The following is a 15974-nucleotide window of genomic DNA, read 5'->3' on the forward strand; positions in this document are numbered from 1 at the left end:
TTAAAATTGTATAAAGTGGTATGGTGATCTTATTTAAATTTTATTGTGTTCTATTGGCTTGATCTATTTAAAATTTTAGATTTATTAATATCTCGTATTTAAAGAAACCTCTCTTAATACCCTCAAGCTCATTGAGTGATGGGTTCTGTGATGGCATATGTAAAATACTTTGCGAATAGGATCATATAAAAACCATTGATTATTATCATTTTCATAAAATAAAAAGTGCAAGTTTATTTGAATAAAAGGAGCAAAACAACGCTCTCGTAATGTTTTTTAGTTTTTTATGTTCTCTTTCAAAACTAGGATTGATATAAAATTTGGAGCCGGAAAATAAGATGGTGTCAGTTTACGCCTTTTATTAAGTGTAAAAAAGGCTATTCTATGAGTTTTATATTATTCATGGGAGCTGTCGTGAAGTCGGTTTAGGTGCTCAGAATATCTTTTTAAGAAAGCATGTAAATTGAAAAATACGTTATTTATACAATAAAATTTATACGATAATTTGTGATAGATTTTTTTTAGTATCTTGACGAATAAATTCGGGAACAATATGATGCACACGGTTTTATGAAATGCATTCTTACTTTGCTTTTAATTAAGGAGCCAATGATGGCGGTGGGCGAGAGACCCGTTATAAGCCGTAAGGAGGCTGAAGAGGAAAAGCAAGGAGAATGTCTTCATTCAGAGGATTTGGAATGTCGTAGTAGGAACTTAAGCGTAGCTTTAGTGCGCAAGCAGGCATTAAAGAAGCGGGAGCATAAGAATAAGCGGGAAAAATCACAAGGAGGGATGGCAGATGCAATTAAGCTTTCCAGTGAGTTTCTGGCGAGTGTTATAGTTGGTGTTGTTTTGGGGTTGGGGTTTGACAAGTTAGCAGGTTCGTATCCTTGGGGATTGGTATTTTTCCTCTTCTTTGGATTTGCTGCTGGTATAGTGAGTATTCTTCGGTCTGTGGGGTATGTTTCCTCCAGTCAATTGGGAAAAAAAGGCGTATCGCGCCAAGATAAACAAGATAAAGGGGCCAATGAGAGGTCCGATAAATGAGGTTGAAGTGACAGCGCACGCTCCAGATCCTATTCATCAGTTTGAGATTTCAAGGCTGATTAAGATTTCCATAGGAAATATGGATTTATCGTTTACAAATGTATCATTGTTTACAGTCCTCACGGTTGTTATAACTTCTATTTTTCTCTTTATTTCATCATCGAGTCGTGGATTGGTTCCAACGCGGATGCAGTCTCTTTCGGAAATGGCATATGAATTTGTAGCATCGACTCTGCGGGAATCATCTGGTGTGCAGGGAATGCAGTTTTTTCCTTTAGTTTTTTCTCTGTTTACTTTTATTTTGGTTGCTAACTTTATTGGTCTTTTTCCTTATTTTTATACGGTTACGTCTCAAATCATGATCACGTTTTCGTTAGCAATGGTGGTAATTTTGACGGTGATTGGTTATGGCTTTTATAAGCATGGGGTCAGTTTTTTGAAACTGTTCGTTCCCAGTGGAGTTCCTGTTGTGGTTTTGCCTTTGGTGACAATGATTGAGGTTATTTCTTTTCTCTCCCGTCCAATTAGTCTTTCTCTTCGTCTTTTTGCGAATATGCTTGCTGGTCATATTACGCTTAAAGTGTTTTCTGGGTTTGTTGTTTCAATGATTGGGGTAGGACTCGTAGGTGTGGGTGGTTCGATTTTACCGCTTATTATGACTGTAGCAATTACTGCTCTTGAGTTTTTGGTCGCATTTCTTCAGGCTTACGTCTTTACGGTTTTAACTTGTATGTATCTTAATGATGCAATTCATCCAGGACATTAATAGAATTGGCGGTTTTCCGTCGAATAATGCAATTTCGCTTTAAAGGAGAATAACATGGAAATGGTGCTTGCAGCAAAATATATTGGCGCTGGTCTTGCTTGCTTTGGTATGGCTGGAACAGCTTTAGGACTTGGTAATATTTTTGGTAGCTATCTTTCTGGTGCATTACGAAATCCATCAGCGGCAGATAGTCAGTTTGGACGTCTCGTCTTTGGTTTTGCTGTAACAGAAGCTTTGGGAATTTTTTCACTGCTCATTGCTTTACTACTTCTTTTTGGGGTTTAATCATCATCAAAAGGGTATATCTGTTCTTGCACGAGGAAAGGTTTACCCTTTTAGCTCTTAACCAGAGAGATGCCAGAGAGAGATGCCAGTCAGTTATCATCGGTTATAGAGGGCTTTAATAAGCTATTTAAAGGGTGAAAGAAGATGTTTGTTTCAAGCGCTTATGCACAGAACACTGAAACGTCGATAGAACATGTTAAAAAGGTGGCAGAGCATGCAAATCGTGTGTTTCCACCTTTTGATTTTGTACATTTTGGTTCGCATTTTTTCTGGTTGGCAATTTCTTTCGGACTTTTTTATCTTTTTATCTCTCGTGTAATTGTACCACGTATTGGTGGTGTTATTGAAACACGGCGAGATCGAATCGCATCTGATTTAGATCAGGCAATGCGCATGAAGCAGGAAGCAGACATTGTTGTTGAAACTTATGAGCGGAAATTAGCAGAAGCGCGTTTGAAAGCGCATGCTATAGCGCAGGTGGCTAGTGAAGAATTAAAAGAAAAAGCAGAGCTTGAACGAAAAGAAATTGAAGAGAGTTTAGAAAAAAAACTCGCAGATGCTGAAAAACAGATAGCAAAAATTCGGGATAAAGCGATGCAAAATGTTGGTTCTATCGCTGAAGAAGTAGCTCTTGAAATTGTGAAAAAATTGATTGACGTTGATATTAGCAAAGAGGCTGTTCGTTCAGTTGTTAAAGCTGCGGATTATTGAGGAAGAGAAAAATGACTGATACTTTTTGGGCATTTGTTGGGTTAGTTCTTTTTTTAGCTCTTTTAGTCTATTTCCAAATTCCACAGAAGCTTATACACCATCTTGATGCACGCGCGAAGCGTATCAAAGATGAGCTGGATGAGGCTCTGCGTCTTCGTGAAGAAGCACAGGAAATATTGGCTGAATATCAACGCAAACATGCAGAAGCAGAAAAAGACGCGCAAGAAATTATTGCAGCAGCAAAACATGAAGTTGAATCTGTTATTGCTGAGGCTCGTACAAAAGCAGAAGAATATGTAAAAAACCGCAATAAATTGGCAGAGCAAAAAATCGCTCAAGCAGAAGCGGATGCGATACGCATGGTTTCTTCATCGGCTATTGATTTGGCAATTTCTACAGCACGTATCCTTATTGCAAAGGAATTAGATTCTAACAAGGCAGATGAACTTATTAAAGAGTCTCTTGAGAAAGAATCATTTATCAAAATGAAAACATATCTTAATTAATGATATTTGAGAGATAAAAATGGCCTCTTTGGTTGCATAATTTTCTCAAGATTAATTAATAAAAGTCATAAAAAAGAAAAATTTATCTTCATTATTTTTACCAGTTAATAGGACATTTTGATTCTAAATGACAAGTTTTGAAAAATCCGCAACCGATTGTGTAACAATGTGAGTACGTTTGAGAAGAGCAAGACGGTTAGCACGAACATCAGGTTTTTTATCATTCACCAATACCTTTTCAAAAAATATATCAATCAATTTCCCAAGTGGCGCTAGCACACTGAGTGCAAATGATAAATTTGTCGCATTGATGGGAGCAAGAGCTTGTTTTTCTACTTCACAGATTGCATGATAGAGCTGCTTTTCTTCTTTCTCGACAAAGAGCTCAGGATTAATTTCATTCGCTATTGCCGTGCTTTTTTGAAATTCATTTTCAAGAATATTGGCAGTACGTTTTACAGAGGCTACAAAGTTCATTCCATCATGGGTATTGATAAAAGCGATAAGCGATTCGACACGACGTGCAACCAATAAAAAATCATCAGAATCTTTATTTAAAATCGCTTCAAGAGCGTCATAACGAGCACCTTCCTCTTTTAGATAGATTTTTAAACGGTCATGAAAAAAGAATAACAGGTCTGATAAAATATATTTTGTTTTTTCTGGAAGTAGATTCTGTAATTGTGAATTTTCTCTTTGAGAAATCTCATATTTATTTTTTTGTTGTAAGAAAAGATTCATTGCGAACTGAAACAGTGGCATAAGATTGATTTTCCAATCTCGCGAAAGTACAAGCCTAATAACTCCCAATGCTGCTCGTCTTAACGCATAGGGATCTTTTGAGCCCGTTGGTTTTTCATTAATGAGCCAAAAGCCAACGAGCATGTCAATTTTGTCGGCGAGCATAACGGTTATAGCAAGCGGTTCTTGTGGAAGACGATCTGTTGGTCCTTGAGGTTTATAATGGTCCTCGATTGCTACAGCTACGCGAGGATCTTCCCCTTGAAGAAGGGCATATTTTTGCCCCATAACCCCTTGTAGTTCAGGAAACTCTCCGACAATTTCTGTTTGCAAATCAGCTTTTGCAAGGATTGCTGCACGTTTTGCTAAAAGAGGATCTGTCTGTATTAAAGGTGCAATTTCTTGTGCGAGTGTAGCAATGCGTTCTACTCTTGCACCTTGCGTACCTAATTTAGCATGAAAAGTTACATTCAAATGATCAAGTCGCGCCATTCTTTGATCGAGAGGTTTTTTTATATCAAGATCAAATTTTTTTATAGAAGATTCTAATTGTTGAATATCAGGCAAATCACGCTGATCGGTTTGCCAGAAATAAAGTGCATCAGAAAGACGGGCACGGACAACCTTACTATTTCCTTTTGAAATTTCTTTGCCTTCATCATTTGAAAGAATATTAGAAACGAGAATAAAATGATGAGAAAGTTTTACTTTTTCTCCTTGTTTACGGGTAACAAAACATTTTTGATTAGCTCGAATGGTCAAGCGAATAATTTCTGGAGGAATATCAAGGAATGATTGGTCAAAATCACCCATCAGGATAACAGGCCATTCAACAAGACCAGCAACTTCTTCTAGGAGGGGATTGTCTTGAACTAGTTCTAAACCGTTGGCAAAGCAGAGGTTTTGGGCATCAGCTAAAATAATATTCTTTCGTCTCTCGGCATCCAGAATGACTTTATGGGTTTCAAGTTGAGTAACATAATCATCAAAGCGGCGCACTTGAAATGGCTTTCCATCACTTAAGAAACGATGACCATAAGTTAAATTATTGCTTTTAAGAGAACCAATTGTAAACGGAATAACATGTGTTTCACCAATTTCTGGTCCGAAGACGCAAAGAATGTTTTGTAAAGGTCGAATCCACTTCAGAGCACCATTTTGTGCTGAATCTTTTCCCCAACGCATAGATTTCGGCCACGGAAAGTTGCGGATAATATTCGGTAAAATATCGGCAATAATTTCTTCTGCAGCTCGACCTTTTTTAACAATTTTAGCAATATAAAAATGACCTTTTTTATCATCATGTCCAATATGTGCTTCAGAAATATCGTTTAATCCTGTTGCACGTAGAAAACCATCAATTACATGCTGTGGTGATTTTATACTAGGACCTCTTCGTTCTTCATGGATATCTTTTGAGCGTATTGAAAGTCCGCGTATGTCCAATGTTAGCCGACGAGGTGTCCAATATTCACGAGCAGCTTCATAGATCAATCCAGCATTCACAAGTTGATCTGTAACAGATTTTTTGAGATCAGCAGCAGCTTTTCGTTGCATACGTGCGGGTATTTCTTCACTGAAAAGTTCAAGAAGAAGATCAGACATTAGGCTTCTCCAGTATATATTTGTCCAGCTTCTGTGAGTAAGAAGGCTTCCCCACAACGGCGCGCGAGATCACGAACGCGAAGAATGTAGTTTTGTCGTTCGGTTACAGAAATAACGCCACGTGCTTGCAAAAGATTAAAGATATGGCTCGCTTTAATACATTGATCATAGGCAGGAAAAACACAGCGATGTAATATATTTTCTTTATTTGGTTTTCCAGCATCAAGAAGTGCGCTGCATTCGCGTTCTGCATCGATAAAGTGCTGATGTAGCAGTTTTGTATCAGCAAATTCGAAGTTGTAATATGAGTATTCCTGTTCTGCCTGTAAAAAAATATCTCTATAACTTATTTTGTTTTCTCCCTCCAAACCATTAAAGTTAAGGTCATAGACGTTATCAACCCCTTGGATATACATCGCTAGACGCTCAAGACCGTATGTGAGTTCCCCTGAAACTGGAGCGCATTCAATGCCACAAACTTGTTGAAAATAAGTAAATTGAGAGACTTCCATTCCATCGCACCAGCATTCCCATCCAAGTCCCCAAGCACCAAGGGTAGGACTTTCCCAATCATCTTCAACAAAGCGAATATCATGCAGTTTTGTATCAAGCCCGATAGCTTGTAGCGACTTTATATAAAGTTCTTGTAGATTGAGCGGAGAGGGTTTGAGAAGCACTTGGAATTGATAATAGTGTTGTAAACGATTTGGATTCTTACCATATCGGCCATCTGTTGGACGTCGAGAGGGTTGGACATAAGCAACTTGCCAAGGACGTGGACCTAGAGAGCGTAATGTTGTTGCGGGATGAAAAGTCCCAGCTCCGACTTCCATATCGTAAGGTTGCAAAATTGCACATCCATAGTGTGCCCAATAATTTTGCAAAGTTAAGATTAGTCCCTGAAAAGAACGTTTGGGGTTAAGATGTTCAGGCAGTTTCACGCTTTATACTCTTTATATTGGACTAAACAAAAAACCAAAATAATTTTAGTTTCTCTGTTTATTATTTCATGTGGTTTATGGTTAAGCGTCGTTTATTGCAAACCAAATTTCAACTTTTCTTGAATTTGTTCAGAATTTTCTGGTTTTCCATCAATTGCGTGGTTCCATTGAAAGATTGCTTCACGTTTACGCCCAACTTTCCAATAGGCATCCCCTAAATGATCATTCAGTGTTGGGTCCTCTGGTTGTAATCTGACAGCATTTTCTAATATTTGCACTGCTTTATTATATTCTTTTAGTTTATAATAAGCCCATCCTAAAGAATCGAGAATATGACTGTTGTGAGCTTGCAAAGCAGAAGCTTTTTGCAGCATACGGAGCGATTCTTCAAGCTTTTCACCACGTTCTACAAGGGAATAGGCTAAATAATTAAGAACCTGCGGTTGGTTTGGAAAAAAATCAAGTGATTTTCTCAAGTCAATTTCTGCTTTTGGCCATTGCTTTAAACGTTCAAAAGCAATACCACGCTGATAAAAGAGTTTCCAATCGTCCTGCTGAAAGTTTTTTATCTGGGCAATAGCGGTGTCTAGAGTTTTAATGGCCTCAAGAAATTTATTGTCCTGCATATAAAAAGCAACGAGCGTTATCAAAATATTACGATCATTGGGAAATTTTTCATTTAACAATGTGAGTAATTTTATTGCTTCTTTGTAATTGTTGTTATTGGCAAGAAGGAATGCAAGATGAAGTTGTCCATCTTTATAATAAGCAGATTTAGGGGATAATGCGCGATAAAGTTTAATTGCTTGATGAGGATCACTCAATTTAGCAGAGATGTGTGCGAGCTGAAACAGTGTTGCGTCATTTTGAGGGTATAAGGCGAAAGATAATTGCTTAAAAATACGTGCGATTCGTCCTGAGTTTTTGTGGTTGAGGGCAGTTCCAAAATTATATAATACCTCGGCTGCTCCTTGTTGAGGTGTTTTAATAACTCTCTCTAAGAAAGAATTTTTTTCAATTTTTTCTCGAAAGTTTTTAAGGACTTCTCGACCTGACAACATTTGTTCGCCATGTTGGATTGTTTGAAGAGCTTGGTTACGCATATTATGGCGCAATTGGAATGAGGCATAGGCTATGATAATACGTTCATAGGTATTGGGAGCGATAAGAGTCCCCTGTTTGTTACTAAGTGCTTTAATGAAATATTTTTTTGCATCCTTTGGCTGTTCTGCGAGATCGCTCATAAGTGCTAGATGATAAGATATAAAAAGGTCATACCAGACGGGACCTTTGAGTTTCTTAAGATCAGCGATTGCCTGAGATTTTTGTCCAGATCCAAATTTAATCCAAGCACCGATGAGTTCAGGTATTGGATTATTGGATTTCGGAGGTTCTTTTGATTGCAGAAGAAAATTGGCATTCTTATAGTCTTTTTTGATGAGACTTTCTACTGACAAAGTTAAGGAAACAAAGGGAGTTATAACATCTTGCTCTTTGAGTTTTTGGGCTTGTTGGACAGCTTCTTTAAAGTTTCCGACCGAGAGCATAGCTTCAAGGAGCTCTTTTTGTGTTTCAATGTTATCAGGTTGATAAACGAGTGCTTGTTTAAAGTAATTGATAGCAAGTTCTGTTTTATTTTCATGATTTGCAACCCTTCCAGCTAAATAAGCACCTGTAAATGAGCTTGTATGAATTGCGGTGCTTATTTTACTGTAGGTGGGGAATGGCATCAGCATGATACCCACGATAAAGAGGGTAAAAAGTCGGGATACCGTTGCAGAGCACATGGAGCTAATCCTTTTCAAGATAATTAATCGATGGTGTTGTTTATAGGTCATATCTCATTACTTTATTGAGAAATACTGTGATTCTTGCAAAGAATTCAGTTTACGCGCGCAATACAAAATTCAACAGTTTCAACGAGAGCATTGTAAGCAAGATTTTCGTTCATGGGAACAAGAGCATCAATTGCATGTTTTCCGTAGATGCGTGCTTGTTCTATTGTATCTGTGATACTATCATACTTTTCTATTAAGTGTTGCGCGTGTGCGAAGGCTTCATTATTGTTATTGCCATCTTCAAGTGCTTGTTTCCAGAATTTTTTTTCTACTATATTTCCACGTTCATATGCGATAATAACAGGCATTGTTATTTTTCCTTCTCTAAAATCATCCCCTATATTTTTTCCTAAGTTTTGAGCACTACCGCTATAGTCAAGTGCATCATCAATCAATTGGAAAGCTAAACCTAAAGATGTTCCATATTCACGTAATGAAGAACGCTCTTTATGTCCATAGCCAGCAACAATCGGTCCTACTTCAGCGGCTGCTGAAAAAAGGGCGGCTGTTTTGGCATTGATGATTTTGAGATAGTCTGAAGGGCTGGTTTTGATATTTTTTGCAGCAGAAAGTTGCATAACTTCTCCTTCAGCAATAATTGCAGCAGCATTCGCTAGGACAGAGAGCGCTTCTATGGAACCGACATCGACCATCATTTTAAAAGCCTGACCCAACAGGAAATCACCAACAAGTACACTTGCTTGATTTCCCCAAATCATCCGTGCCGTGGATTTTCCACGTCGCAAATTACTTTCATCAATCACATCATCGTGTAGTAATGTGGCTGTATGCATAAATTCAACAGCTGTTGCGAGTTTTATATGCCCGTCACTTTGATAACCGAACATATGAGCAGAAGCGAGCGTAATCATTGGACGTAATCGCTTTCCACCTGATAAAATAAGATGGTTAGAAATTTCAGGGATCATCTCAACCTCTGATTTTGCCATAGAGAGAATAAATTGATTTACGCGCTCCATATCTTTTTGAGTAAGGTTGACAAGAGATTGAAGAGAAATTTGATTATTTCTTATTTGTTCTGGTTTGATAGCTGCGCTCAATGTGTTTACTCCTAGAGTATTGCAATGGACATATATAAAATTTACTTTATTTACTAGCATAAAGGGGGTTTGGTTTTGACTCAAGCTTTTGATGTCATTTAAAAGTGTTAGCTTGGAATGTTGTTGGCAAGAAATGTTCTTTAGCGAGTGTAATCTTATTGTTATGAAATAATAAAAAATTTAAAATAGCAGCTGAATGGCAAAAATGCAGTTTATAAAGGTGAGCATTAGGCTTTTAAATGGATAAAACAACGAATCAGAGTGGTGAAACAATTGACAGTTTTCACCGCGGGAAATTTTATTTGGTTCAACCCCATAAATATGGTCATCGTTCTGGAATGGATGCGATGTTGTTAGCTGGTTTGGTTCCAAGTAATTTAAAGGGCAAGGTTGTTGATTTAGGTGCAGGCGCTGGAGCTGCAGGGTTGGCTGTTGCTTCGCGTTGTTTGAAAGTTCATGTTACCTTAGTTGAACGTTCAGCTTTTATGGTATCTTACGCTCAAAAAACGCTTATGCTAAAACAAAATAAACAATTTTCTAGCCGAGTTTGTTTGCTAGAAGCAGATGTTACCTTCAAAGGGAATGCCCGTATAAAAGCAGGTTTGATAGATAATAGCTTTGATTTTGCGATTATGAATCCACCTTTTAATAATCCTACTGATCGCAAGACACCTGATAAACAAAAATCTGAAGCACATGTTATGTCTGAAGCGATGTTTGATAACTGGTTGCGGAGTGCAGCAGCCATTGTTAAGCCAGGTGGATACTTAGGGCTTATTGCACGTCCACAATCGCTGACAGATATTTTGCGTGCTTTAGAAGGGCGTTTTGGTGGTATTTGTATAATTCCTGTGCATGCACGTGCGAAAACAGCAGCAATTCGTCTTTTATTTTACGCAAAACGAGGAAGCCGAGCAGCTTTATCTATTTTACCGGCATTGATTATACATGAAGGTAATGACCATACTTTTTCACCCCGAGTTGATGCAATTAATAATGGATATATAAGCTTGTGGGAACTTTTCTAATAGTATCTTGTGTTTTTTAGTTTATTATTTAAAGTCTACACTTTGTCATTAGGGAGGTTTAGCTTTTGGGTGAAGTTATATTTCTGGTTGTAATGTGGGGATTGATTGGCGCTTTTGGATGGTATCACGTTGTTCCTTTTTGTTGTCCTTGCCTATTTAATTGTTCTTAATTTATAAGGAGATTTTGTTTTGATGGATTTTATTAAAAGTTTTATTCCACGCCGTTTTTCTTCCGATAAACTTGAAATTCCTGTGGTGCGCCTTCAAGGAGCAATTATGGATTCATCAGCATCTATATCCCGGACCCTTTCCCTCAGTAGGTGTGCAAATCTTTTAGAGAAGGCTTTCGCACACAAAAAGTCACCGGCTGTTGCACTTATTATTAATTCTCCTGGTGGTTCACCTGTACAATCGCGTTTTATCTTCAAGCGTATTCGTGACTTGGCAGAAGAAAAAAATAAAAAGGTTCTTGTGTTTATTGAAGATATTGCAGCATCCGGTGGTTATATGATTGCTTGTGCGGGGGATGAAATTTTTGCAGATCCTTCTTCAATTGTTGGTTCCATTGGAGTGGTTTCAGCTTCTTTTGGTTTTCCGGAGCTTTTGAAGAAAATTGGTATCGAACGGCGTGTATACACGGCAGGAAAGAACAAAGTTACATTAGATCCATTTCAGCCAGAAAAAAAGGCGGATATCGAGCATTTGAAATCTCTCCAACTTGAAGTGCATCAAACTTTTATCGATTTGGTTAAAGAACGGCGTGCTGAAAAATTATCAGATGATTCGAATCTCTTTACAGGAATGTTTTGGAGTGGAAAACAAAGCGTTGAGCTTGGTCTGGTTGATGGATTAAATGATGTACGTTCTGTTATTAAGGAGCGCTTTGGTAATGATGCAAAACTTCGACTTATTATGCCTCCAAAAAGTTTCTTAGGACCTAAAACGCCTTCAGGAGTGACGGCACATACGGTTTATACAGTCGTTGACAGTGCATTGATGGCAGCAGAAGAGCGAGCACTTTGGCAGCGTTATGGTTTGTAATGGAAAGGATCATTCAAGCCAGAGGGATTTTTATCTAAAAACAGATTTTAGAAGAAAAAAGGCTTGAAATGATACGAATGAGAACATGTCGTTTATTTTGTATGAGTGCTCTTCATATTTATTGTTTGTTTAGAAAACGATTAAGAATATTCCAAACTGTTTATAGTGCTTGTGCTAATAAAAAATATGGATAAAAGGGAGGAGTTTGTAAAAGAACCCTGTGTAGGTGGATATTACGTCATATGATATCAAATGTACAAGCTTCGTCCAAAAGACATTCCTATTTATTTACACCTATTAAATTGAATTTAGCTCTACATGTTGTGGGGCAACGTGCTGATGGGTATCATTTAATAGAAAGCTTGGTTTATTTTAGTCTTAGCGGTGATTGTCTACACTATGCACCTTGCGAAAATAATCAGTTTGTTTTGACGGGACCGTTTGCAAAAGGCCTTGTGTCTCATTTAGATAATTTGGTTATTCGCGCACGGGATTTTATGCATAATACTTTTTCTGAATGTGCTCAACCTGCTTTTTTTCGGCTTGTAAAAACATTACCTGTTGCTTCAGGCATTGGTGGTGGTTCAGGTGATGCAGCTGGGGTTATAAGCATGTTGCGTCAACAGTGGAATCTTGATTGCTCTTACCAAGAATTAGCAAAAATGAGCTTAGTTCTTGGTGCTGATGTTCCCATGTGTCTTTATGCATTAGAATATCAGCAGCCGCTTTTGGTCAAAGGAATTGGTCAAGAGATGATACAACTAAAGGGAGCCTGTTCTCTTGCAATAGTATTGGTTAATCATGGACAAGAGATTTCAACACAAACTGTTTTTAAAGCGTTAGAGAAGCGTCATAATCCTTCTTTAAAAATTAATACAGACGCTTTAAAGAGTGTTGATTCATTGGTTGAAGCTTTACAAGAAACGCGTAATGATCTTTTTTCTTCTGCATTAAAAATAGCACCTCAGTTAGCTGAAGTGTTATCTGTATTAGATGAATGTGGCGCTCTTTTTTCCCGCATGTCTGGAACGGGAGCAACTTGCTTTGGCATTTTTAAAAATAAACAAACAGCGCAACAAGCAGCTCTTTTTATCAAATCAATGCACCCAAATTGGTTTGTAAAACCGATCATGACTTTAGGAAATATCTGATAAATAAATATAAAAGCGTTTATTTCGTCATGATTTTATTATACACAATGAAAAAGGGTAACCAAAGAAATGTGTTTTTTATCTTTTGTGCAAGAATTTGCAGAATGTTTGGAGAGCCATTTAAAACTGTAATGCTTGCAAAAAATGATTAGGCTACAGAAATAGATGTATGTTTGTTGTATTTGTGATTTATCAAAGATGTTTAATGTTCCGCTTCAACCAAATTTTTCGTGCGAATTGGATTTGCAAAAACAGGGTTTTTTTCATATAGCAGGTGTTGATGAAGTAGGACGGGGGCCTCTCGCTGGACCTGTGGTAACGGCAGCAGTTATCTTGGATAAAGACCATATTCCTAATGGGTTAAATGATTCAAAAAAACTTTCTTTTCTCCAACGAAATAGACTTTATCATGAAATTTTGCAAAGTGCATTAGCGGTTTCAATCGCTAGTCTTTGTGCTCGTACAATTGATCAATCTAATATTAGAAAAGCAACTTTAGAGGCAATGCGTCGCTGTATTATGGGGTTAGCCATTCCAGCCCACTATGTCCTTGTTGATGGACGTGATATTCCTTCTGAGTTGTCCTGTCCTGCAATGGCATTGATTAAGGGCGATCAGCGTTCGGTTTCAATTGCAGCCGCATCTATTATTGCGAAAGTAACGCGTGATCGGATGATGGAGTGTGCAGGACAAGTTTATAAAGGGTATGGTTTAGAGAAGCATGTAGGTTATGCAACACTAGCGCATCGTACAGCTCTTGATAAATATGGACCAATTATAGGATTACATCGTTATAGTTTTGCACCACTAAAAGAGTGTTATAGAAATGGTGTGTCATGACGATTCTACCACTTAATAGTGCTTCGATAAGAGAGGCAATAGCGCTTCTTGAACAAGGGAAGTTAGTAGCATTACCAACGGAAACTGTTTATGGATTAGCGGGCGATGCAACCAATGGGAGGGCAATTTATTCTATTTTTTCTACAAAGAGTCGTCCGCAAATTAATCCTCTTATTGCGCATGTCAGCGGCATCGAAATGGCGGAACGTTATGTTAAAATTGACTTTCTTTCACGCCAATTAATGGAAGAATTTTGGCCAGGGCCTTTGACATTGGTTTTGCCTTTAAAGGAACAGCATAATATTCATCCTTTAACAACCTCTGGTTTGAATACCTTGGCTGTTCGTTTTCCAGACAGTCGTTTTGCGGAAGTAGTACAACATTTTGGCCGCCCACTTGCTGCTCCTAGTGCGAATCAATCGGGGCGTCTTAGCCCTACTTCAGCTGAGGCTGTTTTTGCATCTTTAGGGGAATCTGTTCCTTTGATATTGGACGGAGGACCTGCTAAAATAGGGCTTGAATCAACGATTATTAAGATTTGTGATGAAAATATTTATCTTTTGCGTCCAGGGGGGCTTGCGGCTGATAAAATTGAAGAAGTTGTGGGGAAGTCTTTAAAACGGATAGATCAAAGGGCGGCGATTGAAGCTCCAGGGATGTTAAAGTCGCATTATGCTCCCAATGCCACGATTCGTTTGAATGTAGAAAAGGTGGAAAGTGGTGAAGCGCTTTTAGCATTTGGTTCAAAGCGCGTTATGGGGGCTGAAAATGCCGTTTCTATTTTAAATCTTAGCGAAGATGGAAAGTTGGAAGAGGCAGCCTTTCATTTATTTCAATATATGAAGGAATTAGATTCATTTAAAGTGAGATGTATCGCAGTAGAACCTATTCCATCATATGGATTAGGGGAGGCGATCAATGATCGTCTTATACGGGCTGCGGCTCCAAAGGAGAAACAAACATGGAGCAGAAATTAATTGAGGGTTTTAGAGAAATTGTTGGTGCTAAGCATGCTATAACAGATCAAGCGTTGATTGCACCATATTTGCTTGAAGAGCGTGGGCTTTTTCATGGAAAAACACCTTTACTTTTACGTCCATCTTCTTGCGCACAGGTCTCATTGATTATGCAGCTAGCGAGCAAAACACGCACACCGATTGTGCCACAGGGTGGAAATACAGGGCTTGTGGGGGGACAACAACCAGATGAAAAAGGAGGGAGCGTTCTTTTATCCATGGAACGATTAAATAAGATTAGAACTATAAATATTGAGGGAAATTTTGTTGTTGTAGAGGCTGGTGTTATTTTACAGGATTTACAGAAAAAAGTGGATGAATCAGGTCGTTTTTTCCCTCTTTCTTTGGCATCTGAAGGTTCTTGTCAAGTAGGAGGAAATCTTTCGTCGAATGCTGGAGGGACAGCTGTTTTAGCCTATGGCAATATGCGTGATCTTTGTCTTGGTTTGGAAGTTGTTTTACCAGATGGCCGTATTTTAGATGATTTGCGTTTTGTTAAAAAAGACAATAGTGGTTACGATTTGAAAAATCTTTTTATTGGTGCAGAAGGCACATTGGGTGTTATAACCGCAGCCGTTTTGAAGATGTTTCCAAAAATAAAAGGAAAAGCTGTTGCTTTGGTGGGATTATATAGTCCGGCGAAGGCTTTAGAGTTTTTATCTCTGGCTCAAGAATATGGAGGAGGGATGTTGACAGGTTTTGAGCTCATGGGAAATCTCAGTTTGCAAATGGCTTTAGATTATAAGATGTGTGAGAAGCCTCCTCTTCAGCGGGAGCATGAATGGTATGTATTAATGAACATTTCATCATTGCAAGGCGATGATGAGGCGTTATCAGTACTGAGTATTATTTTAGAAGAAGCTTTAAAGAGTGCGGTGATAGAAGATGCAATTGTTGCACAATCTTTAAAACAGCAAGATTTTTTTTGGCAGTTGCGGGAAAGTATATCCTATGCACAAAAGTTAGCAGGAGGGTCCATTAAGCATGATATTGCGGTTCCACTTGCTTCTATTCCTGATTTTATTGCTGAGGCAGCGCTTATTGTTGAAGATATTTCTCCAGGAGCACGGGTGATTTGTTTTGGACACATGGGCGATGGAAATTTACATTATAATATTACACAACCTGTAGGAGCTGATACAACGGTGTTCTTGCAGTTATGGTCAAAAATGAATCATCGCATTCATAGTTTAGTAATGGACTATAGAGGTGCATTTTCTGCTGAGCATGGAATTGGTCAGCTTAAGCGCGAAGAACTTCGTTCTTTTAAATCGCCTGTTGCATTGGATATTATGCAAGGGATTAAAAAAACGCTCGATCCTTTAGGGATAATGAATCCCGGAAAAGTATTATAATTCAAGAATAGTGATCATGTATTTTTGTTTAGATTTTAATAA

Annotated in this window: 15 protein-coding genes; 11 read left to right on the forward strand and 4 right to left on the reverse strand. The window is 38.1% G+C overall.

Annotated elements, in window-relative coordinates; all coding sequences use genetic code 11:
* Window positions 1-612: 612 nt before the first annotated feature.
* The 5 genes from ACFIKJ_RS06350 (at window position 613) to ACFIKJ_RS06370 (ending at window position 3315) form a co-directional block, all read left to right on the forward strand.
* Window positions 613-1047, forward strand: a complete 435-nt coding sequence (locus tag ACFIKJ_RS06350; RefSeq protein WP_375625147.1) for an AtpZ/AtpI family protein — start codon at window positions 613-615, stop codon at window positions 1045-1047.
* Between the two features lie 7 nt (window positions 1048-1054).
* Window positions 1055-1813 (forward strand): F0F1 ATP synthase subunit A, encoded by a 759-nt coding sequence (locus ACFIKJ_RS06355; RefSeq protein WP_375625192.1) that lies wholly within the window; start codon window positions 1055-1057, stop codon window positions 1811-1813.
* Window positions 1814-1867: 54 nt separating this feature from the next.
* Entirely contained in the window at window positions 1868-2098 is a 231-nt protein-coding gene (locus tag ACFIKJ_RS06360; protein WP_005773968.1) for a F0F1 ATP synthase subunit C, read from the forward strand.
* Window positions 2099-2242: 144 nt separating this feature from the next.
* The gene (locus tag ACFIKJ_RS06365) at window positions 2243-2809 is read left to right on the forward strand and encodes a F0F1 ATP synthase subunit B (RefSeq protein ID WP_375625674.1); all 567 of its coding nucleotides are present in this window, start codon (window positions 2243-2245) and stop codon (window positions 2807-2809) included.
* An 11-nt stretch (window positions 2810-2820) separates the two neighbouring features.
* The gene (locus ACFIKJ_RS06370) at window positions 2821-3315 is read left to right on the forward strand and encodes a F0F1 ATP synthase subunit B (RefSeq protein WP_375625676.1); all 495 of its coding nucleotides are present in this window, start codon (window positions 2821-2823) and stop codon (window positions 3313-3315) included.
* A gap of 123 nt (window positions 3316-3438) precedes the next feature.
* On the opposite strand, the gene glyS is transcribed toward ACFIKJ_RS06370, so the two are convergent.
* The 4 genes from glyS to ACFIKJ_RS06390 form a co-directional block, all read right to left on the reverse strand.
* Window positions 3439-5661, reverse strand: coding sequence for a glycine--tRNA ligase subunit beta (gene glyS, locus ACFIKJ_RS06375; RefSeq protein ID WP_375648116.1), 2223 nt, complete (start codon window positions 5659-5661; stop codon window positions 3439-3441).
* Complete coding sequence (locus tag ACFIKJ_RS06380; protein ID WP_375625678.1) at window positions 5661-6602, reverse strand: glycine--tRNA ligase subunit alpha; 942 nt, start codon at window positions 6600-6602, stop codon at window positions 5661-5663. Before ACFIKJ_RS06380 ends, glyS begins: the two co-directional genes overlap by 1 nt.
* Before the next feature lie 92 nt (window positions 6603-6694).
* Entirely contained in the window at window positions 6695-8389 is a 1695-nt protein-coding gene (locus ACFIKJ_RS06385) for a tetratricopeptide repeat protein (RefSeq protein ID WP_375625142.1), read from the reverse strand.
* Between the two features lie 95 nt (window positions 8390-8484).
* Entirely contained in the window at window positions 8485-9561 is a 1077-nt protein-coding gene (locus ACFIKJ_RS06390) for a polyprenyl synthetase family protein (RefSeq protein WP_375670356.1), read from the reverse strand.
* Between the two features lie 179 nt (window positions 9562-9740).
* Between ACFIKJ_RS06390 and ACFIKJ_RS06395 the strand changes: the two genes are divergently transcribed.
* From ACFIKJ_RS06395 to ACFIKJ_RS06420, 6 genes are all read left to right on the forward strand, one after another.
* Window positions 9741-10529 (forward strand): tRNA1(Val) (adenine(37)-N6)-methyltransferase, encoded by a 789-nt coding sequence (locus tag ACFIKJ_RS06395; protein ID WP_375648114.1) that lies wholly within the window; start codon window positions 9741-9743, stop codon window positions 10527-10529.
* 192 nt (window positions 10530-10721) lie between these two features.
* Window positions 10722-11570 (forward strand): S49 family peptidase, encoded by an 849-nt coding sequence (locus tag ACFIKJ_RS06400; protein WP_012754808.1) that lies wholly within the window; start codon window positions 10722-10724, stop codon window positions 11568-11570.
* 242 nt (window positions 11571-11812) lie between these two features.
* Window positions 11813-12721, forward strand: coding sequence for a 4-(cytidine 5'-diphospho)-2-C-methyl-D-erythritol kinase (locus tag ACFIKJ_RS06405; protein WP_375625139.1), 909 nt, complete (start codon window positions 11813-11815; stop codon window positions 12719-12721).
* A 165-nt stretch (window positions 12722-12886) separates the two neighbouring features.
* A complete protein-coding gene (locus ACFIKJ_RS06410; RefSeq protein ID WP_375651587.1) occupies window positions 12887-13561 on the forward strand; it encodes a ribonuclease HII in 675 nt (224 codons plus the stop codon).
* The gene (locus ACFIKJ_RS06415; RefSeq protein WP_375670357.1) at window positions 13558-14538 is read left to right on the forward strand and encodes an L-threonylcarbamoyladenylate synthase; all 981 of its coding nucleotides are present in this window, start codon (window positions 13558-13560) and stop codon (window positions 14536-14538) included. Before ACFIKJ_RS06410 ends, ACFIKJ_RS06415 begins: the two co-directional genes overlap by 4 nt.
* Window positions 14523-15932 (forward strand): FAD-binding oxidoreductase, encoded by a 1410-nt coding sequence (locus tag ACFIKJ_RS06420; protein ID WP_375670358.1) that lies wholly within the window; start codon window positions 14523-14525, stop codon window positions 15930-15932. Before ACFIKJ_RS06415 ends, ACFIKJ_RS06420 begins: the two co-directional genes overlap by 16 nt.
* Window positions 15933-15974: the final 42 nt, after the last annotated feature.

Source organism: Bartonella sp. PS7NMGDW (genome assembly GCF_042193585.1).
Classification (GTDB): Bacteria; Pseudomonadota; Alphaproteobacteria; order Rhizobiales; family Rhizobiaceae; genus Bartonella; species Bartonella grahamii.